Source organism: Kitasatospora sp. SUK 42 (genome assembly GCF_015776785.2).
Lineage (GTDB): Bacteria > Actinomycetota > Actinomycetes > Streptomycetales > Streptomycetaceae > Kitasatospora.
The window spans coordinates 445,966-466,692 of record NZ_LFMD02000003.1 but is presented as its reverse complement, the minus strand read 5'-3'; the positions used below and the strand labels follow the sequence as shown (position 1 = coordinate 466,692).

Sequence of the window (20,727 nt, the reverse complement as noted above, 5' to 3'; positions counted from 1 at the left end):
TGCCCGGCATAGTCTCATCATCCGGGCCTCGGAGCCGCGGATTCGCATCCGCGGACCGGGCTACCGGGATGGAATCGCAGGCGTCCGTGATCGGTTCGTGTGGCGGTGCGATTTCGCCCCTGTTTCAGGCCGTGGGCGGTTGGGCACAATCGATAGCACGTGCACTGTGGCACGTCCTCTTCACACATCCCCTGACCTGCGTGCCAGTCCCGCCATGTGGACGGGATATTCCGCTTCTCGGGATCGTGGGCATCATGTAACTTGCACGACACCGCACCATCGCATCAGGGCCAACGTCGTCCCTACTTGCACCAACTTGCCGAAAGACGACGACGGGAGAGCCGATGCTGTCTGCATCCATGCACTCCGCCAACGAGCCCCAGGCCGGCGCCGCCCGCCCGCCCTACGCGCTCGTGCCGGATGCGCGACCTGCTGCTCAGGGCCTGTACGACCCGCGGAACGAGCACGACGCCTGTGGCGTCGGTTTCGTCGCCACACTGACCGGCATCGCCGACCACACCATCGTCGAGCAGGCGTTGAACGTCCTGCGGAACCTGGAGCACCGCGGCGCCACCGGCGCCGAGCCGGACTCCGGCGACGGCGCGGGCATCCTCACCCAGATCCCGGACGCCTTCCTGCGCGGCCAGGTCGCCTTCGAGCTCCCCGCGGCCGGCTCCTACGCCGTCGGCATCGCCTTCCTGCCGGACGACGACGAGGCCGACGCCGCCGCCGTCGCGCGGATCGAGGCCATCGCGGCCGAGGAGGACCTGACCGTCCTCGGCTGGCGCGACGTCCCGGTCACCCCGGACCTGCTCGGCTCCACCGCGCGCAGCGTGATGCCGCGCTTCCGGCAGCTCTTCCTGAGCAGGGACGGCCTGGCCGGCGTCGAGCTGGACCGGACCGCCTTCGTCGCCCGCAAGCGCGCCGAGCGCGAGGCCGGCGTCTACTTCCCGTCGCTGTCCGCCCGCACCATCGTCTACAAGGGCATGCTGACCACCGGCCAGCTGGAGCCCTTCTTCCCCGACCTGTCGGACCGCGGCTACGCCTCCGCGATCGGCCTGGTGCACTCCCGGTTCTCCACCAACACCTTCCCGAGCTGGCCGCTCGCCCACCCGTACCGCTTCGTCGCCCACAACGGCGAGATCAACACGGTCAAGGGCAACCGCAACTGGATGCGGGCCCGCGAGTCGCAGCTCGCCACCGACCTGATTCCGGGCGACCTGTCGCGGATCTTCCCGATCTGCACCCCGGACCACTCCGACTCCGCCTCCTTCGACGAGGTCCTGGAGCTGCTCCACCTCGGCGGCCGCTCGCTGCCGCACTCGGTGCTGATGATGATCCCGGAGGCGTGGGAGAACCACGCCACCATGGACCCGGCCCGCCGCGCGTTCTACCGCTACCACTCCAACCTGATGGAGCCCTGGGACGGCCCGGCCTGCGTCACCTTCACCGACGGCACCCAGATCGGCGCCGTGCTCGACCGCAACGGCCTGCGCCCCGCCCGGTACTGGATCACCGAGGACGGCCTGGTCGTCCTCTCCTCCGAGGTCGGCGTGCTCGACATCGAGCAGGAGAAGGTCGCCAAGAAGGGCCGCCTGCAGCCCGGCCGGATGTTCCTGGTGGACACCGCCGAGGGCCGGATCGTCGAGGACGACGAGATCAAGTCCGCCCTGGCCGCCGAACACCCGTACCAGGAGTGGGTCGACGCCGGGCAGATCCAGCTCGCCAAGCTGCCCGAGCGCGAGCACATCGCGCACACCCACGCCTCCGTCACCCGCCGCCAGCAGACCTTCGGCTACACCGAGGAGGAGCTGCGCGTCATCCTCGCGCCGATGGCCCGCACCGGCGCCGAGGCGCTCGGCTCGATGGGCACCGACTCGCCGATCGCCGCGCTCAGCGAGAAGCCGCGCCTGCTGTTCGACTACTTCGTCCAGCTCTTCGCGCAGGTCACCAACCCGCCGCTGGACGCCATCCGCGAGGAGCTCGTCACCTCGCTGCTGTCCAACCTCGGCCCCGAGGGCAACCTGCTGGCCGCCGAGTCCGCCGCCTGCCGCTCGGTCGGCATCACCTTCCCGGTGATCGACAACGACGAGCTGGCCAAGCTGGTCCACATCAACCACGACGGCGACCAGCCCGGCCTCAAGGCCGTCACGCTCTCCGGCCTCTACAAGGTCTCCGGCGGCGGCGAGGGCCTGGCCGCGCGGCTGGCCGCGATCGCCGCCGAGGCCGACGCCGCGATCGCCGACGGCGCCCGGATCATCGTGCTCTCCGACCGGCACTCCGACGCCGAGCACGCCCCGATCCCCTCGCTGCTGCTCACCTCCGCCATCCACCACCACCTGATCCGCACCAAGCAGCGCACCCAGGTGTCGCTGCTGGTCGAGGCCGGCGACGTCCGCGAGGTGCACCACGTCGCGCTGCTGATCGGCTACGGCGCCGGGGCGGTCAACCCGTACCTGGCCATGGAGTCGGTCGAGGACCTCGTCGCTCAGGGCGTGTTCATCCAGGGCGTCGAGCGCGAGAAGGCGATCAAGAACCTGATCAAGGCGCTCGGCAAGGGCGTGCTCAAGGTGATGTCCAAGATGGGCATCTCCACCGTCGCCTCCTACCGCGGCGCCCAGGTCTTCGAGGCCATCGGCCTCTCCCGGGACCTGGTGGAGGGCTACTTCGCCGGCACCACCACCAAGCTCGGCGGCATCGGCCTGGACGAGATCGCCAGGGAGACCGCCGCCCGGCACGCCAAGGCGTACCCGGCCTCCGGCATCCCCGCCGCGCACCGCGCGCTGGAGATCGGCGGCGAGTACCAGTGGCGCCGCGAGGGCGAGCCGCACCTGTTCGACCCGGACACCGTCTTCCGGCTCCAGCACGCCACCCGCACCCGCCGGTACGACATCTTCAAGCAGTACACGGACCGGGTGAACGAGCAGTCCGAGCGCCTGATGACGCTGCGCGGCCTGTTCCAGCTCGACGGGCAGGGCCGTGAGCCCATCCCGGTCGAGGAGGTCGAGCCGGTCTCCGAGATCGTCAAGCGCTTCTCCACCGGCGCCATGTCGTACGGCTCCATCTCCCGCGAGGCGCACGAGACCCTCGCCATCGCGATGAACCGCCTCGGCGGCAAGTCCAACACCGGCGAGGGCGGCGAGGACCCGGACCGCCTGTACGACCCCGAGCGCCGCTCGGCGATCAAGCAGGTCGCCTCCGGCCGGTTCGGCGTCACCTCCGAGTACCTGGTCAACGCGGACGACATCCAGATCAAGATGGCCCAGGGCGCCAAGCCCGGCGAGGGCGGCCAGCTGCCCGGCCACAAGGTCTACCCGTGGGTCGCCAGGACCCGGCACTCCACCCCGGGCGTCGGCCTGATCTCCCCGCCGCCGCACCACGACATCTACTCGATCGAGGACCTGGCTCAGCTGATCCACGACCTCAAGAACGCCAACCCGGCCGCCCGCATCCACGTGAAGCTGGTCTCCGAGGTCGGCGTCGGCACGGTCGCGGCGGGCGTCTCCAAGGCCCACGCGGACGTCGTCCTGGTGTCCGGCCACGACGGCGGCACCGGCGCCTCGCCGCTCACCTCGCTCAAGCACGCCGGCGGCCCCTGGGAGCTCGGCCTCGCCGAGACCCAGCAGACCCTGCTGCTCAACGGGCTGCGCGACCGCATCGTCGTCCAGACCGACGGCCAGCTCAAGACCGGCCGCGACGTCGTCATCGCCGCCCTGCTCGGCGCCGAGGAGTTCGGCTTCGCGACCGCGCCGCTGGTCGTCTCCGGCTGCATCATGATGCGCGTCTGCCACCTGGACACCTGCCCGGTCGGCGTCGCCACCCAGAACCCGGTGCTGCGCGAGCGCTTCTCCGGCAAGCCCGAATTCGTGGTCAACTTCTTCGAGTTCATCGCCGAGGAGGTCCGGGAGATCCTGGCCTCGCTGGGCTTCCGCTCGATCGAGGAGGCCGTCGGCCGCGCCGAGCACATCAACGCCCAGGCCGCGATCGACCACTGGAAGGCCGCCGGGCTCGACCTGGCCCCGCTCTTCCACGTGCCCGCGCTGCCCGAGGGCGCCGCCCGGCACCGCACCACCGCCCAGGACCACGCGCTGGACAAGGCCCTGGACAACCAGCTGATCACCCTCGCCGAGGACGCGCTGGAGCGCGGCGAGACCGTCCGGATCCAGCTGCCGATCCGCAACGTCAACCGCACCGTCGGCACCATGCTCGGCCACGAGGTGACCAGGCGCTACCGCGGCGAGGGCCTGCCCGAGGGGACCATCGACGTCACCTTCACCGGCTCCGCCGGGCAGTCCTTCGGCGCCTTCGTGCCCCGCGGCGTGACGCTGCGGCTGGAGGGCGACGCGAACGACTACGTCGGCAAGGGCCTCTCCGGCGGCGTCGTCATCGTCCGCCCGGCCCGCGAGGCCGCGGCCATCGGCAACGACGCGCAGAACCACGTCATCGCCGGCAACACCATCGGCTACGGCGCCACCTCCGGCCGGATCCACCTGCGCGGCAAGGCCGGTGAGCGCTTCGCCGTCCGCAACTCCGGTGCCACACTGGTCGTCGAGGGCGTGGGCGACCACGGCCTGGAGTACATGACCGGCGGCCGGGTCGTCATCCTCGGCGAGACCGGACGCAACCTCGCGGCCGGCATGTCCGGCGGCATCGCCTACGTCCTGGACCTGCGCCCCGCGAACGTCAACGACGGCATGGTGGGCATCGAGGCCCCCACCGCCGAGGACCGCGACTGGCTGCGCGAGACCGTGCAGCAGCACTACGAGGAGACCGGCTCCACCGTCGCCGCCGAACTCCTGGCCGACTGGGGCAGCGGCGTCTCCCGCTTCTCCAAGATCATGCCCACCGACTACAAGGCAGTGCTCGCCGCCAAGGACGCCGCTGAGCGCGATGGCCTCTCCGAGGCCGAGACCACTCGCAAGATGATGGAGGCGGCACATGGCTGACCCCAAGGGCTTCCTGACCACGCCCAAGCAGCTGGCGGAGCGCCGCCCGGTCGACGTCCGGATCAAGGACTGGAACGAGGTCTACGTCGAGCGCAGCCTCCTGCCGATCATCACCAAGCAGGCCGGCCGCTGCATGGACTGCGGCATCCCGTTCTGCCACAACGGCTGCCCGCTCGGGAACCTCATCCCCGAGTGGAACGACCTCGCCTACCGGGACGACTGGACCGGCGCCATCGAGCGCCTCCACGCCACCAACAACTTCCCGGAGTTCACCGGGCGGCTCTGCCCGGCGCCCTGCGAGTCGGCCTGCGTGCTCGGCATCAACCAGGACGCGGTGACCATCAAGAACGTCGAGGTCACCATCATCGACAAGGCCTGGGACCGCGGCGGGGTCACCCCGCAGGTCCCGGAGCGGCTGTCCGGCAAGACCGTCGCGGTGATCGGCTCCGGCCCGGCCGGCCTCGCCGCCGCCCAGCAGCTCACCCGGGCCGGGCACACCGTGGTGGTGTACGAGCGGGCCGACCGCATCGGCGGACTGCTGCGCTACGGCATCCCCGAGTTCAAGATGGAGAAGCGCCACATCAACCGCCGCATCGAGCAGATGCGCGCGGAGGGCACCCGGTTCCGCACCGGCGTCCACGTCGGCGAGGACATCACCGGGCAGCAGCTGCGCGAGCGCTTCGACGCCGTCGTCGTCGCGGCCGGCGCCACCACCGCCCGCGACCTGCCGGTGCCCGGGCGCGAGCTCAAGGGCGTCCACCAGGCCATGGAGTACCTGCCGCTGGCCAACAAGGTGCAGGAGGGCGACCTCGTCGACTCGCCGATCAGCGCCAAGGGCAAGCACGTCGTCGTGATCGGCGGCGGCGACACCGGCGCGGACTGCGTCGGCACCGCCCACCGGCAGGGGGCCCTTTCGGTCACCCAGCTGGAGATCATGCCGCGGCCCGCCGAGGAGCGGCCCGGGCACCAGCCCTGGCCCACCATGCCGATGACCTACAAGGTCACCTCCGCGCACGAGGAGGGCGGCGAGCGGATCTACTCCGTCAGCACCGCCCGATTCGTCGGGGACGAGGACGGCAACGTCCAGGAACTGCACCTCGTCGAGGTCGAGTTCAAGGACGGCCGGTTCGAGCCCGTGCCGGGCACCGAGCGGGTCGTCCCGGCCCAGCTCGTCACCCTGGCCATGGGTTTCACCGGCACCGACGTCAGGAACGGCCTGATCGAGCAGCTCGGCGTCGACCTCGACGCGCGCGGTAACATTGCCCGCGACGGCCGGTTCGCCACCAATGTCGATGGCGTGTACGTCTGCGGAGACGCCGGCCGAGGCCAGTCGCTGATCGTCTGGGCCATCGCGGAGGGCCGCTCGGCCGCTGCCGCGGTGGACGGATACCTGGGCGGCAAGACCCCGCTTCCCGCCCCGATCCGGCCCACGGACCGCCCCCTGGTGGTCTGACGGTCCGACCGGCCCCCGAACCCCCGGCGCCGCATCGCCGGGAGCTCAACCCGCTGCCCCCGCCAGTGTCGCCGGGCCAACGCGGTCTCCTGGCGCCTGCCCTCTTCCCCGACCAGTTGGAGGGCGGGCGCCGTCGCGTTCCCATCCGCGACGCCCCGCGACGCCCCGTGCGCACCGACAGCGGGTTCACAGCGGACTCCCAGGCTTCCCAACCGGCCGGAACCCGCCCCCGGACGGACTGTTGTTCGTCGGTGCCAGGTGGCAGACTGCGGCCGACGGCCGGGGGGCTGCGCGAGTGCGGAGGTTGACTTCGATGGGCACGACTCAGGCAGGCGGGGGCGCCACCGTACGGCGTCTGCTGCTCGGCACCCAGCTGCGCAAACTCCGCGAGGCCAGAGGCGTCAGCCGCGAGGAGGCCGGCTACTCGATCCGCGCCTCCGAATCCAAGATCAGCCGGATGGAACTCGGCCGCGTCGGCTTCAAGGAGCGCGACGTCGCCGACCTGCTCACCCTCTACGGCGTCGACGCCGAGCAGGAGCGCGCCAACGTCCTCGGACTCGTCCGCGACGCCAACGCCACCTCCTGGTGGCACGAGTACGGCGACGTGCTGCCCACCTGGTTCCAGAACTACCTCGGACTGGAGGAGGCCGCCGCCGAGATCCGCAGCTACGAGATCCAGTTCGTCCACGGGCTGCTCCAGACCCCCGACTACGCCCGCGCCGTGATCACCGCCGGCTGCCAGGGTCACGGCATCGGCCCCGAGGAGATCGAACGCCGGGTCGAGGTCCGGCTCAAGCGCCAGGACCTGCTCACCACCGAGCACCCGCCCCGCCTGCTCGCCGTCCTGGACGAGGCCGCGCTGCGCCGCCCCTGGGGCGGTCCGGAGCTGATGCAGGCGCAGCTCGACCGGCTGCTGGAGCTCTCCGAGCTGCCGAACGTCCGGCTCCAGGTGATGCCGCTCGGCTCCGCCGGGCTGAGCGCCGAGAGCGGCGCGTTCAGCGTGCTGGGCTTCACCGAGGCCGACCTCGTCGACGTGGTCTACCTGGAGCAGTTCACCACCGCGCTCTACGTGGACAAGCCCGCGGAGGTCGCCGAGTACCGGCAGGCGATGGACGGGCTGGCCGCCGACAGCCTCAGCCCCGAGCGGACCCGCGAACTCCTGCACTCGGTGCGCCAAGAGCTCTGACACATCAGTACGATGAGGTCCCATCAGGTCGGGCATGAGAGGGAACAGATGTCGTACTTCTCCGAGTTGGCGCTGCAGTACATCGACGGCGAGTGGTGCGGCGGCAGCGGCTCCTGGGACATCGTCGACGTCGACCCCTTCACCGGTGACAAGCTCGCCACCATCACCGTGGCCACCGTCGCCGAGGTCGACCGCGCCTACCGCGCCGCCGAGCGCGCCCAGCGCGACTGGGCCGCCACCAACCCCTACCAGCGCCGCCTGGTGTTCGAGCGCGCGCTGCGGCTGGTCGAGGAGCGCGAGGGGGAGATCGTCCAGGCGATCATGGCCGAGCTCGGCGGCACCGCGCTCAAGGCGGGCTTCGAGCTGTCCCTGGTCAGGGACATGCTGCGGGAGTGCCTGCACCTCTCGGTGGCCTCCGAGGGCCGGCTGCTGGCCTCGCCCGCGCCGGGCAGGGAGAACCGGCTCTACCGGCTGCCGGTCGGCGTGGTGGGCGTGATCAGCCCGTTCAACTTCCCGCTGTTCCTGGCGCTCAAGGCCGTCGCCCCGGCGCTGGCGCTCGGCAACGGCGTCGTCCTCAAGCCGCACCAGGAGACCCCGATCGTCGGCGGCGCCCTGATCGCCAGGCTCTTCGAGGACGCGGGCCTGCCGCCCGGCCTGCTGAACGTCGTGATCACCGACATCGCGGAGATCGGCGACAGCTTCATCGAGCACCCGGTGCCCAAGGTGATCTCCTTCACCGGCTCCGACCAGGTCGGTCGGCACGTCGCCACGGTGGCCGCCGCGCACTTCAAGCGCACGGTGCTGGAGCTCGGCGGCAACAGCGCGCTGATCGTGCTGGACGACGCCGACGTGGACCACGCCGTGGACGCGGCCGTGTTCAGCCGCTTCGTCCACCAGGGGCAGGTCTGCATGGCCGCCAACCGGGTGCTGGTCGACCGCGGCGTCGAGGCCGAGTTCACCGAGAAGTTCGTCGCCAAGGTCGCCTCGCTGACCGTCGGCGACCCGAAGGACCCGGCCACCCACATCGGCCCGCTGATCAACCCCGTCCAGGCCGACGCCCTCTCCGGGCAGGTCGACCAGGCGATCGCCGCCGGCGCCACCGCGCTGCTGCGCGGCGAGACCACCGGCAGCCTGATGGCGCCGACCGTGCTCACCGGCCTGGCCGAGGACGCGCCCATCCTGCAGCGCGAACTCTTCGGCCCCGTCGTGCTGCTGGTGCCCTTCGACGGCGAGGACGAGGCCGTCCGGCTGGCCAACCACACCCCCTTCGGGCTCAGCGGCGCGGTGCACACCGCGGACGTCGAGCGCGGGGTGCGGGTCGCGCAGCGGATCGAGACCGGCATGATCCACGTCAACGGCGGGACCATCGCGGACGAGCCGGGCGTGCCCTTCGGCGGGGAGAAGAACTCGGGCGTCGGGCGGCTCAACGGGGAGTCCACGGTGGACGCCTTCACCACGCTCAAGTGGATCTCGGTGCAGCACAAGCGGGCGGCGTTCCCGTTCTAGGACCGTGGGTGCGGGCGGCCCGGGCCTGCTGAGCGTTCAGGCGGCCCGGGCCCGCCCAGGGTTCATGCGGCCCGGGCCTCCCGGCGGTAGCCGCCGGGGGCCTGGCCGAACTCCCGCTTGAACGCCTTGGCGAAGGCGTACTCCGAGCCGTACCCGGTCCGCGCCGCCACCGCCGTCAGCGGCGCCTCGGACTCGCGCAGCAGCCGGGCGGCCGTGGTCATCCGCCAGCGGGTCAGGTACGCCATCGGCGGCTCGCCCACCATCGAGGTGAAGCGGCGGGCGAAGGCGGCCCGGGACAGGCCCGCCCGCTCCGCCAGCGACTCCACCGTCCACGCGGTGGCCGGGGCCTCGTGGATCGCCGCCAGGGCGGGGGCCACGGCGGCGTCCCGCAGCGCCGCCGCCCAGCCCGCGGCGGTCGCGGTCGGCTGGTCCTCGAACCAGGCCCGCAGGACGTACAGCAGCAGCGAGTCGATCAGGGCCGGGACGATCCCGGCCGAGCCGATCCGCGGGTTCTCCAGCTCGGCGCCCAACAGCTGGACGGCGGCGGCCAGTTCGGGGTGGCGGCCGTGCCGGGTCGGCAGGTGGATCAGGGCCGGCAGCTGGCGGACCAGCGGGTGCGGACGGCCCTGGTCCAGGTGGTAGTTGCCGCACAGCAGACTGGTGCGGGCGCCGTCGCCGCCCAGCGACAGGGTGCCGATCGGCGAGCCGGGGGCGATCCGGCAGGCCCGCGCCTCCACCGGAGGGGTCTGCGGGTGGTCGGCCAGCACGTGGCTGTGGGCGTCCCGCAGGAACACCACGTCCCCGGGGCTGAGCGGGACGGGCGCGCCGCACACGGCCGGATCCACCGGGACGAGCCAGCAGGTGCCGTACAGCACCACGTGGAAGCCGGCCCCGAGCACCGGGGGCAGGCGCAGGGCCCAGGGCGCGCGGCCCTCGGTCCGGACGGACGCGGGGTGCGCCGTCCGCATCGAGGCCAGCGCCTCGGTCAGGATGTCCATGCCCGCCTCCTGCGGCCGTGGTCGGCGTGTTCTCAGTCGACGGTCAGCACGACCTTGCCCTGGACGGTACCGGAGCCCACCAGCTCGTGGGCCCTCCCGGCCTCGGCGAGCGGGAAGGCCTCGGCGACGTGCGGACGGATCCGGCCCTCGTCGACCAGGGCGGCGATCGCCTCCAGCGCCGCGTAGTCGGGCTCGACCGCGATGCCCACGAAGCGGCGCCCGGCGGCCTCGATCGCGGCGGCGAGCTCCTGGTCGCCGAACTCCATGATGCTGACCAGGACGCCGCCGGGCTTCAGCACCTTCAGCGAACGGGTGTTCTCCGAGGAGGAGTCGAGGACGATGTCGACGTCCGCGACGGCCTCGGTGTAGTCGGTGGTGCGGTAGTCGATCACCTCGTCGGCGCCGATCTCCTTGAGGTAGGCGTGCTTGGGCTCGCTGGCGAGGGCGATCACGTACGCGCCGCGGGCCTTGGCGATCTGCACGGCCAGGTGGCCGACACCGCCGGCCGCGCGGTGGATCAGCACCCGCTGCCCCTCGGCGACCCCGGCCATGTCCACCAGGCCCTGCCAGGCGGTCAGCGCGGCCAGCGGGAGGGCGGCGGCCTGGGCGTGGTCCAGCGTGGCGGGCTTGCGGGCCAGCTGCCGGGAGGGCGAGGCCACGTACTCGGCGTAGGCGCCGGCGGCGCGGGGGAAGAACGGCATCCCGTACACCTCCTCGCCCACCCGGTACCGGGCCCCCGGGGCGGCCTCCTCGACCACCCCGGAGACGTCCCAGCCCACGGTGAACGGCGGCTGGCCCAGCAGCGGGTACACCCCCGACCGCACGATCGTGTCCACCGGGTTCACCCCGGCGGCCCGCACCCGCACCAGCACCTCCCCGGCCAGCAGCTCCGGCCGCTCGACCTCGGCCAGCTCCATGACCTCCGGCCCGCCGAACTCCTTCTGCACGATCGCCCGCATCGCTCTCTCCCTCACCCGGTCAACACCGGCCCCCCGTGGGGCCGTTCGTGATGTCCTCAACGATAGGGAGATCGACTGAGCGGCTGAATATCCTCCAGTCTTCGCCGGATGTCCGATCGTCTCGCCGGACGAGCGGCTCAGACCGGGTAGCGGAGAAGCGCGTCGGTGGCGAGTTCGAAGTCGAAGGGGGCCGGGATCGGCACGCGGTCGCCGAACCTGCCGATCCACCGCTGGTGGTAGCCGCTGCCGGAGGGCTCCGAGTAGAGGGTGATGTCGCCCTCGCGCGGGTCGATCAGCAGGTACAGCGGGATGCCCATCAGCGGATAGTCGCGGACCTTGCCGACCAGGTCGTTCTCCGGGTTCGACGGCGAGACGATCTCCACCGCGATGGCCGCCTGCTCGGCGGGCACCTCGTTGCCGCCGAGCTCGACGGCCGAGAGCGGGATGTAGGTCAGGTCGGGGTTGCGCAGCTTGCCGACGTTCGGGGAGGCGAGGTCGGTGTTCTCGCTCGGCATCAGGTCGGCGGGCCTGTGAGCCTCGAACTGGCGGCGGAGCGAAAGGAGGTTGAACTGGTGGAGCGTGCTCGGGGTCGCCGTGATGACGACCGTGTCGCCGGACACCTCGACCTTCCAGCCCGATGGCGGGGCCAGAGTGCGAGCGTACGAGAGGATTCGGTGGTTCGACTCGACCATGCGGAGCATGGTCCCACCGTTCCGGAACGGCGAGGTGCCGCCGGGTCGTGGGACCCGGCGGCACCTCGGCGGGATGCGACTAGAACACCGGCTGGCCGGCGCGGACGAGGCGCCAGGAGTTGGTGAAGAAGTCGGCGGGGTCGATGACGCCCTTGGCCTTGACCCAGGCGATCATGGTGTTGCGGATCTCGTCGGAGTTCGACCAGACCAGCTTGGCGTTCGCGACGTGCGGGAAGTTGCCGCCGCCGTTGGCGCGGTAGTTGTTGACGGCGAGGACGAACTGGGCGGCCGGGTCGATCGGCTTGCCCTGGAAGGTGAGGTTGAGGATCCGCTGGCCCTTGGGCTGGGCGATGTCGATGTCGTAGCTCAGGCCGTAGACCGAGTCGTAGTTGTAGTCCGGGGTGCTCTCGGCGCCGGTCATGGCGTCCTTGTCGACCGCGGCGCCCGGGGCGAGCTGGTAGTAGTACTTCGCCGAGAACTCCAGGTAGTCCTTGAGCTGGGCGCCCGTCAGGATGCGGGCCTCCAGGGTGTTCTCGTAGATGTACAGGCCGGCCGCGTCGCGCAGCTTGACCTGGCCGGACGGGATCAGCGCGGTGCGGTTGAAGGGCGCGGCCTGGGCCAGCACCGGCAGGTTGGCGTACTGCCCGCCCGCCAGCGCGTCCTTGACGGCGTCGGCCTGCACCTTGCCGATGAGGTCGATGATCGGGGTGGCCTTGAAGCGGGCGTCGGCGATCGACAGCTCGATCTTGCTGGTGCCGATGTTCTGGTTGACGTACGCCACGACCTTCTTGTGCTGCTCGGTGATGGCGTTGGCGATCTCCGGGTTCTCCGGCACGGTGTTGGAGTTCAGCACCCGGGAGGAGACCGAGACGACCTTCCAGGCGCCGTCGGCGAACTCGACCTCGAAGTCGAAGCAGCTCAGCCGCTGGCCCCAGCACAGCGGCTCGGAGAGCACGACCGTCCTGCCGGTCTTCTTGTTGACGATGAGGCGCTGCGGCACCTCCTTGTGGGTGTGGCCGACCAGCACCGCGTCGATGTCCGGCACGGTCGCGGCCATCTCGCCGGAGGCGTCCTCGGGCCAGGGCAGCTGGTCGCCGTAGGTGGTGGGCTCGTCGATGCCGGAGTGGGCGGAGACGAAGATGACGTCCGCGCCGGCCGCCTTCATCCGGGGCACGTACTTGGCGGCGGTCTCCACGATGCCCGGGAAGACCATCTTGCCGCTGACGTTGGCCTTGTCCCAGATCGCGATGCCGGGGTTGGTGAGGCCGAGGATGCCGACCTTCAGCGGCTTGCCCTCGCCCAGGTGCAGCTCCTTGATCACGAAGGGCGGGAAGGCCGGCTTCTCGTTCTTCGCGTGCAGCGCGTTGGCGCCCAGCAGCGGGAACTCCAGCTGGTCCTCGAAGGCCTTCGTGGTGGGGATGCCGTAGTTGAACTCGTGGTTGCCGAGCGCGGCGGCGTCGTACTCCATGAGGTTCATGGCGACGGCCATCGGGTGGTCGGGCACGTTGTCGCCGTCGGTGGCGATCGGCTCGATCCGGGCGAAGTAGTAGCTCAGCTGGGTGCCCTGGATGATGTCGCCCGAGTCGACGAGCAGGCAGCGGTCCCAGCCCTTCTCCTCGCGGACCTGGTTGGCCAGGGTGGAGATCTTGGCGAGGCCGACCGCGTTGTGCGCCTTGTCGACGTACTCGGCGTCGGTGAAGTAGTCCCAGTTGAGCACCCGGCCGTGCAGGTCGGTGGTGCCCATCACGGTGAAGGACTGGCGGCGGGGCTTGCCCTTGTTGCCCTTGTCACCCTTGGCGGCCGCCGTGTTCGGCTCGGCGGCCGCGGCGGCGGGGGCGGCGGCGACGACGGCCCCGCCGGCCAGGGCGGCGCCGGCGGCGGTGGCTGCGGACCGGGCGACGAAGTCACGGCGGTTCAGGGACATGGACGACTCTCCCGAGTGGGAACGACGGCGGATGGACCGTCAACTGGTGTGCGTACGAGGTGCGTCGGCGCGTGCGCCATGCGTTGACGCGCGTAGAAGGACGCGAGTGGAAGTGTGCCGTGCGGGCCGGGCCGATGGGTAGCCCTTCGACGTTGCCAACAGGTGAGATCTTGGCGACTCGTTCGTGACGAGGATGGGCGGGCCGGGAGGTGGTAGGGGATCAGGCCAGCTCGGAGCAGAGCTGCTTCACCTCGCGGCCCAGCTCCGCCGCCGGGTCCGGCGCGTCCGGGCCCGCCCACGGCAGCCAGGTCCGCGCCCGCAGGTAGCCGTCCACCGCGACCGGCAGCCGGTGGCGGACGATCCCGTCCGCCACCGGGCCGGGGCCGCACTCGCGCAGCGCGGCCAGCAGGGCGTCCACCCCGGCGGAGGCGGGCAGCGGGACGGTGCCCAGGTAGCCGGCGAGGACCTCCAGCTCCGGATCGCGCGGCGGCTCCGGGCGTACGGGCTCCGGCTCCGGCTGCGGGCGTACAGGCTCCGGCTCCGGCTCCGGGCGTACGGGGCCCGGCTCCGGCCGGGGTTCCGGCCGGGATTCGGAGGCCGGTTTCGGGTCCTGCTCCGGCTCCTCGGGCCCCTCGGGCCCCTCGGCCGCCCGGCCGGGCGTCAGCAGCGCGCCGACCCCGTACAGCCCGGCCACCACCCCCGGCCACCACGCCCCGCCCAGCCCGGCGAAGTGGAGCCCCAGCCCGACCGCGCCGCCCGCGCAGCCGACCAGGTTCCTGGTCGACTCCAGGTACCGCAGCGCCCACCGGCCCAACCCGTCACTGGTAGCCACGGATCTCCTCGAACACGCCGTCCAGCGAACCCGTGCCGTCGAACAGCTTGCCGCCGCTCAGGTCCGCGACCCCCTGCAACTGGCTCACCGCGGCCTCGCCGAACCTGATCGGGAACACCGGGATCGCCTTCTCCCCGGCCGGCAGCCCGTCGTGGAACCGCTTGAAGTCGGCGTCGGTGGCGCCCTCGTTGCTCTCCCCGTCCGTCATCAGCACGATCGAGGTGAAGCGGTCGTCCCCCGCGGCCGCCTGCTGCCGCTCGATCACCCGGTATGCCTCCTCCAGCGAGTCGTACAGCGCGGTGCCGCCCGAGGCCGACAGCGACTGCACGTCCGCGTTGATCGACGCCAGCTCCGCCTGCGGATCCGGCTGGCTGCCGGACGCCGGAACGGCGTGCGTCTTCGTCCACTTCACCTTCGACGCGAAGGAGAGCAGCGTCACCTCCTCGCGGTCCCGGAAGCGGCGCACCCCGCGGGTGTCGTCCGCGCCCGTCAGCCGGCCCAGCGCCGCCTTCAGCGCGTTCAGCCGCGAGCCCTCCATCGAACCGGAGGTGTCCAGCACGTACACCGTCCTCGACGGGCGGCGCAGCTCGTTCTGGTACGCGGCCAGCAGCCCGTCCGCGACCGCCCGCGTCCCCGGGAACGGCAGCTCGCGGCGCCGGTCCGCCGGCAGCTCCGACGCCGGGGCCGCGCCCGCCGTCACCGGGCGGCGCAGCGTCACCTCGGAGATGCGCTTCTGCACGTCCTCCTTCAGCAGGTACGAGGTCAGCCGCTGGAACGACTCGCGCTCGCTCTGCGCCGCCGAGGACAGCAGGGACAGCGGGTAGTCCGCCGACACCACCCCGTCCACCGGACGCACCACCGTCAGCCGCTGCTCCGGCGGCAGCGTCCGGTTCAGCGACAGCAGCACCGACTCGTAGTTCACCAGGGCGCCCACCTTGCCCGGCTCGGCCCGGGTGTACGCCTGCGCCAGCCAGCCCGAGGAGCCCGAGGTCAGCTTCTGGTCGGTGAAGAACTGCTTCAGCCGCGGCGCGGCCTTCTGCACGTCCGCCTCGGTCAGCGCCGCCTGCGCGCCGGAGAAGGCCGAGGCCACCGCGACCAGGCCGGAGAAGCCGGAGTTGGAGCGCGACGGGTCGGACATCCCGTACGGCAGCTTCCCGGCCGCGGCCGCGTCGCCGATCTGCGCCCAGGTGACCTTCGAGCCGTCCCCCCAGCCCAGTTCCCCCAGCACCGAGGTGCGCACCCCGACGGCCACCGGGGAGACCATCACCGGGGTCTCCGACAGCACCTTCGACTTCCCGGCCGGGTCGAGCCGCAGGTACTGGTTGGACGGGAACCAGACGGCGTCGTACTTGCCGTCCGCCCGGCCCGAGGAGACCGCGTCCGCGCCGTCCAGGGTGCCCGTCCAGGAGAACTGCACCGTCACCCCGGTCGCCTTCCGGGCGTCCTCCAGGACCGGTGCCAGGTCCTGGAGTTCACTGCCGGCCAGGATCCGCAGCACCCCGGGGCGGGCGGTCTCGGCGGGCGGGTCGGTGGGATTGGGGCGCGGGGCGGGGGTGCCGGAGGAGGTGCAGGCGGTGGCCGCCGCGAGCACCGCCGCCAGGACGGCGGTGATCCAACCGCGGCGCTTCATCGGGACGTTCACTTCTGGCCCCCCTTGGCCGCGGCGGTCAGTTTCTGCAGGATGTCCAGCGACGGGACCTGCCACTGCTTCACCTTCGCCGCCGCCAGGTTCTGGGCGAAGACCGGCTGCCTGGTGTTCTTCACCAGGTCGTTGAGGGCGTCGGGGCGGGCCTGCGGGCGGAAGCCGAACTTCGCCTCCAGGGTGCGCAGCGCCTCGTCGTCCTGGAGCAGGGCGGCGAGCTTCCGGCCGTTGTCGGTGCGGGCGATGATGGTGTGGTCGGAGTAGATCGTGGTGTCCGGGTACATCACCACCGTGTCCCCGGTCGACTGGCCCTGCGCCACCAGCGCGGCGACCTGGGACTCGTACCCGAAGACCAGCGGATTGCCGACGCCCGCCTGGAAGTCCCGGAACGGCTCGTCGCTGCTGCTCTTCTGGCCGCCCTGCATCGTGGTCGCCTGGTGCAGGACCGGCCGGGTGGCCTCGACGGCGGCGTCGTCGGACACCACCTGGTGGTTGTTCAGGATGTACGAGAGCAGCGCGACGTACAGCGCGCCCGAGGAGGAGCTCTCCGGATCGGTGGAGGTCACGAAGATCGGGCCGGCCAGCTCGGAGTGCTCCGCCGGCACGTTCAGCTCCTGCCACCTCCGGCCGGCCTTCAGATCGGCCACGTACTGGTCCATCTTGAACGTCCAGACGCCCGAAGCGTCCTGGGCCGCACGGTTGTTGTCCCTGAGGATCTGCGCCACCTCGGCGTGGGTGACGACCACCAGCGGGGAGTAGAACGGCACCAGTGGAGAGTCCTGCTGCCCCCAGTTGCGCTGGATCTCGCGGGCCGGCGCGGTGCTCGCCGGGAAGGCGAAGTCCAGCCCGGGCGTGCTCCTCGCCTGCTCGCTCATCGTCCAGGACCCGGTCGGGTCCGCGTGGACCTCCAGGCCCTGCTTCGCCAACTCGGCCTTCACTTCCGGGCTTTCGAAGAAGGACCGTTTCTCCGAACCGACCAGCCCGGTGACCGTCACCAGCTTCTTCGCCTCCGGCCCGTCGTCCGGGATCAGTGCGTACGTCACCCCGCCCAGCAGGGCCAGGGCCGCGAGCACCCCCAGAGCGCGTCGTCCCATCGCGAGCGTTTCCCCCTCGTCCGCTGCATCGTCCGGGTGGTCACCCGGGGGTGAAGAGCGTCTCGCCGGGCGGGGAGCGGAGGCGGAATCAACGATGAACCACGGGTGAACACCGTTTCACGGAATCGCATCGGCCGGTGGCGTCCGCACGGCCCTCGCACACCGGTCCGAGTCCGTGTCAGATTGTTCAACTCGCCTTACCGCAACGGTCATCCCGCAGTCCGGACCCGCGTCGTGGTTACGCGCCGGTAATGCCTACCCTCAGCAGTATGCGCCGAGCAAAAATCGTCTGCACCCTCGGGCCGGCCACCGACTCGTACGACCAGATCAAGGCCCTGGTCGACGCCGGGATGGACGTCGCCCGATTCAACCTCAGTCACGGCTCGCACGCCGAACACGAGGAACGCTACCGCCGCGTCCGCAAGGCCGCCGACGAGACCGGCCGCAGCGTCGGCGTCCTCGTCGACCTTCAAGGCCCGAAGATCCGGCTCGACACCTTCGCCCACGGGCCCGTACTCCTTGAACGCGGCGACGAGTTCACCATCTCCACCGACAACGGCGTCGTGGGGGACAAGGACATCTGCGGCACCACCTACGCGGGCCTCGCCGGGGACGTCAGCCGCGGCGAACGCATCCTCGTCGACGACGGACGCGTCACCCTGGAGGTCGTCGCCGTCGACGGGCCGCACGTGCGGTGCCTCGTCATCGAGGGCGGACTGGTCTCCGACCACAAGGGCCTCAACCTCCCCGGCGTCGCCGTCTCCGTCCCCGCACTCAGCGACAAGGACGTCGCCGACCTGCGGTGGGGGCTGCGCGCCGGCGCCGACCTCGTCGCGCTCTCCTTCGTCCGCACCGGGCGCGACATCGAGGACGTCCACCGGGTGATGGCGGAGGAGGGGCGGTTCGTCCCGGTCATCGCCAAGATCGAGAAGCCGCAGGCGGTCGAGAACCTGGAGTCCATCGTGGACGCCTTCGACGGCATCATGGTGGCCCGCGGGGACCTGGGCGTGGAGATGCCCCTCGAACAGGTCCCGCTGGTCCAGAAGCGCGCCGTCAAGCTCGCCAAGCGCAACGCCAAGCCGGTCATCGTCGCGACCCAGATGCTCGACTCGATGATCAACGCCTCCCGGCCCACCCGCGCCGAGGCCTCGGACGTCGCCAACGCCGTCCTGGACGGGACGGACGCGGTGATGCTCTCCGGGGAGACCTCGGTCGGCAAGTACCCGGTCGAAACGGTCAAGACCATGGCCCGGATCATCGAGGCCTCCGAGAACGACATCCTGGCCGCCGGACTGCCCCCGCTGACCGTCGGCAGCAAGCCGCGAACCCAGGGCGGCGCCGTCGCCCGCGCGGCCGCCGAGATCGGCGACTTCCTGCACGCCAAGTACCTCATCGCCTTCACCCAGTCCGGCGACACCGCGCGCCGGCTGACCCGCTACCGCTCGCCGATTCCGGTGCTGGCCTTCACCTACGAGCCGGCCGTGCGGAGCCAACTCGCCGTCACCTGGGGCGTGGAGACCTTCCTCGGCCCCTTCGCCCCGACGACGGACCAGATGGTCGAACAGGTCGACGCGGCCCTGCTGTCCCTGGGCCGCTGTCAGAAGGGCGACATCGTCGTCATCACCGCCGGCTCACCCCCCGGCCTCGCCGGCTCCACCAACCTCGTCCGCGTCCACCACGTGGGGACCCTGGACGACTGACGCTCCTCGGGCGGGGCGGCCCTTCCAGGGGGAAGGGCCGCGCCGCTCTCAGTACTTGGGGCCGATGTGGGCGTCCATGAGGGCGACGGAGTCCTTGCGGGCGACGGAGATGTTGAAGCCGCCATTGGACCGGGAGGCGGGCTTCCACTGGACGCCGACGGCGTCGAGGGTGGCGGTGAAGAGGCTGATGATGTCAGCTGAGGTGTTGGTGAAGAAGTAGCGCGGGTACTCGTAGCGCTTCTTGACGCCGTCCACGGTGCGGGTGGCCCAGTTGGTGATGCGGCAGCCGTCGGAGTGGATCAGGCCGCGAAGGAACTCCCACGGGTGTGCATCGACGATCTCCTGCTGCCAGGCGGCGAGGACGATCGGCCGCAGGTGCTTCGGGCCGGGGCCGTGCTGAGGGAAGAGGCACGGCCAGTGTTTGCTAGTGCTGACGATGCTGGTGCAGCCTGGAGCACTGACACGGTTGACCTTGTTGTGCGGCATGACGGCGGAGACGGCGCGCACGCACTCCTCGATGAGGCCGGGCCAACTGTCACAACAGGCGATGCGGAGGGCGTAGACCCTGCGGCGGCCCTCGCTGATGCAGCCGTCGCCGAGGTATAGGCCGAGGAGATAGGCGTAGTCGGTACGTGGGCGTGAGGGGTCGAGCCGGTCGTCGCTGGCCGGGCACTCGGCGGTCGTGCGCGGACTGGGTATGGCACCGGATGCCCAGTCGCGTATCGCGTATCGGGATATTCCGGTCGCACGGCTGACTTGGCTGAAGGTCAGGCCGGATGCGTGAAGGTCGAGCGCTCGCTGCCGCGTGGCCATGTCGTACATGTGGCCGAGGCTGCATGATTGGGTGAACGTTGGCACGCAAACGAAGAGAGCTTCACTCGGGCGAGTGAAGCTCTCTCATGACTGGACCGAATCAGTCTTCCTTCGATTCGAAGGAAAAGTGCCCCGAGTGGGATTCGAACCCACGCTGTATGGTGTTTGAGACCATCGCCTCTCCCGCTGGGCTATCGGGGCATCCGCGGTTTCGAAGGTTGCCTCCGACCCTGCGACACCAAACATACCGTGTCTAGGTACTCTCGTGCATGCAGTACCCCGCCGGAACTAGGAGCCCCGTGAGCACCGCCGACGAGCAGGCGCAGCCGCTTGAGACCGATTCGCCCCAGATCACCCGGATTGTGATCGCCGAGGACGAGGCGCTGATCCGTCTTGACCTCAAGGAGATGCTCGAAGAGGAGGGGTACGTCGTCGTCGGGGAAGCGGGCGACGGGGAGACGGCGGTGCGGCTCGTGGAGGAGCTGAGGCCGGATCTGGCGATCTTCGACGTGAAGATGCCGGTCCTGGACGGGCTCTCCGCCGCCGAGCAGATCCACGAGAAGCACCTGGCGCCGGTGCTGATGCTGACGGCGTTCTCGCAGCGGGAGCTGGTGGACCGGGCCCGTGACGCGGGCGCGATGGCGTACATCGTCAAGCCGTTCTCGAAGTCGGACCTGGTGCCGGCGATCGAGATGGCGGTGTCGCGGTACACCGAGATGCGGGAGCTGGAGAAGGAGATCGGGGATCTCACCCAGCGGCTGGAGACCCGGAAGCTGGTGGACCGGGCGAAGGGTGTGCTGCAGACCAAGTTCGGGCTGAACGAGCCGGCCGCGTTCCGGTGGATCCAGAAGACCTCGATGGACCGGCGGATGACGATGGCCGCGGTGGCCGAGGCGGTCATCGAGGAGGGCGAGGCCCAGGACCGCAAGAAGGCGGAAGAGGGCAAGTCCGAGTAGGACGTGGAGAGGGGCCCGGCGGATTG

General features: G+C 71.0%; 14 protein-coding genes and 1 tRNA gene. 6 read left to right on the top strand and 9 right to left on the bottom strand.

The genetic code is table 11. From position 1 onward, the window contains the following. Positions 1-359 precede the first annotated feature (359 nt). From gltB to RZ50_RS11725, 4 genes are all read left to right on the top strand, one after another. Positions 360-4,946, top strand: a complete 4,587-nt coding sequence (gene gltB, locus RZ50_RS11740; RefSeq protein ID WP_196950571.1) for a glutamate synthase large subunit — start codon at positions 360-362, stop codon at positions 4,944-4,946. Then, a complete protein-coding gene (locus RZ50_RS11735) occupies positions 4,939-6,399 on the top strand; it encodes a glutamate synthase subunit beta (RefSeq protein WP_196950512.1) in 1,461 nt (486 codons plus the stop codon). The genes gltB and RZ50_RS11735 overlap by 8 nt, the downstream gene beginning before the upstream one ends. Before the next feature lie 313 nt (positions 6,400-6,712). After that, a complete protein-coding gene (locus tag RZ50_RS11730) occupies positions 6,713-7,585 on the top strand; it encodes a helix-turn-helix transcriptional regulator (RefSeq protein WP_196950511.1) in 873 nt (290 codons plus the stop codon). A gap of 48 nt (positions 7,586-7,633) precedes the next feature. Continuing rightward, positions 7,634-9,091, top strand: coding sequence for an aldehyde dehydrogenase family protein (locus tag RZ50_RS11725; RefSeq protein ID WP_196950510.1), 1,458 nt, complete (start codon positions 7,634-7,636; stop codon positions 9,089-9,091). A gap of 62 nt (positions 9,092-9,153) precedes the next feature. On the opposite strand, the gene RZ50_RS11720 is transcribed toward RZ50_RS11725, so the two are convergent. From RZ50_RS11720 to RZ50_RS11690, 7 genes are all read right to left on the bottom strand, one after another. Beyond that, positions 9,154-10,089, bottom strand: coding sequence for an AraC family transcriptional regulator (locus RZ50_RS11720; protein WP_196950509.1), 936 nt, complete (start codon positions 10,087-10,089; stop codon positions 9,154-9,156). Between the two features lie 32 nt (positions 10,090-10,121). After that, positions 10,122-11,048, bottom strand: a complete 927-nt coding sequence (locus tag RZ50_RS11715) for an NADP-dependent oxidoreductase (RefSeq protein WP_196950508.1) — start codon at positions 11,046-11,048, stop codon at positions 10,122-10,124. A gap of 137 nt (positions 11,049-11,185) precedes the next feature. Further along, complete coding sequence (locus tag RZ50_RS11710) at positions 11,186-11,740, bottom strand: Uma2 family endonuclease (protein WP_254802454.1); 555 nt, start codon at positions 11,738-11,740, stop codon at positions 11,186-11,188. Between the two features lie 79 nt (positions 11,741-11,819). Further along, entirely contained in the window at positions 11,820-13,664 is a 1,845-nt protein-coding gene (locus RZ50_RS11705; protein WP_217680507.1) for a bifunctional UDP-sugar hydrolase/5'-nucleotidase, read from the bottom strand. 220 nt (positions 13,665-13,884) lie between these two features. Further along, positions 13,885-14,496 (bottom strand): hypothetical protein, encoded by a 612-nt coding sequence (locus RZ50_RS11700; protein WP_196951537.1) that lies wholly within the window; start codon positions 14,494-14,496, stop codon positions 13,885-13,887. Further along, positions 14,483-16,126, bottom strand: a complete 1,644-nt coding sequence (locus RZ50_RS11695; protein ID WP_196951536.1) for a VWA domain-containing protein — start codon at positions 16,124-16,126, stop codon at positions 14,483-14,485. The genes RZ50_RS11700 and RZ50_RS11695 overlap by 14 nt, the downstream gene beginning before the upstream one ends. An 8-nt stretch (positions 16,127-16,134) precedes the next feature. Beyond that, positions 16,135-17,232: a substrate-binding domain-containing protein gene (locus tag RZ50_RS11690; protein ID WP_196951535.1), complete on the bottom strand. Its 1,098-nt coding sequence runs from the start codon at positions 17,230-17,232 to the stop codon at positions 16,135-16,137. 269 nt (positions 17,233-17,501) lie between these two features. On the opposite strand from RZ50_RS11690, the gene pyk reads away from it, so the two are divergent. Continuing rightward, entirely contained in the window at positions 17,502-18,932 is a 1,431-nt protein-coding gene (gene pyk / locus RZ50_RS11685) for a pyruvate kinase (RefSeq protein WP_196951534.1), read from the top strand. Between the two features lie 48 nt (positions 18,933-18,980). Here the strand turns inward: pyk and RZ50_RS30115 are convergent, their stop codons facing one another. After that, entirely contained in the window at positions 18,981-19,439 is a 459-nt protein-coding gene (locus RZ50_RS30115; protein ID WP_308271593.1) for a hypothetical protein, read from the bottom strand. A 434-nt stretch (positions 19,440-19,873) separates the two neighbouring features. Continuing rightward, positions 19,874-19,946 (bottom strand) — tRNA-Leu (locus tag RZ50_RS11675). A gap of 98 nt (positions 19,947-20,044) precedes the next feature. Here RZ50_RS11675 and RZ50_RS11670 point away from each other — a divergent pair. Beyond that, the gene (locus RZ50_RS11670) at positions 20,045-20,701 is read left to right on the top strand and encodes an ANTAR domain-containing response regulator (RefSeq protein WP_196951532.1); all 657 of its coding nucleotides are present in this window, start codon (positions 20,045-20,047) and stop codon (positions 20,699-20,701) included. Positions 20,702-20,727: the final 26 nt, after the last annotated feature.

What these genes read in the sequence shown, in the direction of transcription:
- gltB (WP_196950571.1), top strand. Translation starts at nt 360, where the DNA reads ATGCACTCCGCCAACGAGCCCCAGGCCGGCGCCGCCCGCCCGCCCTAC.
- RZ50_RS11735 (WP_196950512.1), top strand. Translation starts at nt 4,939, where the DNA reads ATGGCTGACCCCAAGGGCTTCCTGACCACGCCCAAGCAGCTGGCGGAG.
- RZ50_RS11730 (WP_196950511.1), top strand. Translation starts at nt 6,713, where the DNA reads ATGGGCACGACTCAGGCAGGCGGGGGCGCCACCGTACGGCGTCTGCTG.
- RZ50_RS11725 (WP_196950510.1), top strand. Translation starts at nt 7,634, where the DNA reads ATGTCGTACTTCTCCGAGTTGGCGCTGCAGTACATCGACGGCGAGTGG.
- RZ50_RS11720 (WP_196950509.1), bottom strand. Translation starts at nt 10,089, where the DNA reads ATGGACATCCTGACCGAGGCGCTGGCCTCGATGCGGACGGCGCACCCC.
- RZ50_RS11715 (WP_196950508.1), bottom strand. Translation starts at nt 11,048, where the DNA reads ATGCGGGCGATCGTGCAGAAGGAGTTCGGCGGGCCGGAGGTCATGGAG.
- RZ50_RS11710 (WP_254802454.1), bottom strand. Translation starts at nt 11,740, where the DNA reads ATGGTCGAGTCGAACCACCGAATCCTCTCGTACGCTCGCACTCTGGCC.
- RZ50_RS11705 (WP_217680507.1), bottom strand. Translation starts at nt 13,664, where the DNA reads ATGTCCCTGAACCGCCGTGACTTCGTCGCCCGGTCCGCAGCCACCGCC.
- RZ50_RS11695 (WP_196951536.1), bottom strand. Translation starts at nt 16,126, where the DNA reads ATGAAGCGCCGCGGTTGGATCACCGCCGTCCTGGCGGCGGTGCTCGCG.
- RZ50_RS11690 (WP_196951535.1), bottom strand. Translation starts at nt 17,232, where the DNA reads ATGGGACGACGCGCTCTGGGGGTGCTCGCGGCCCTGGCCCTGCTGGGC.
- pyk (WP_196951534.1), top strand. Translation starts at nt 17,502, where the DNA reads ATGCGCCGAGCAAAAATCGTCTGCACCCTCGGGCCGGCCACCGACTCG.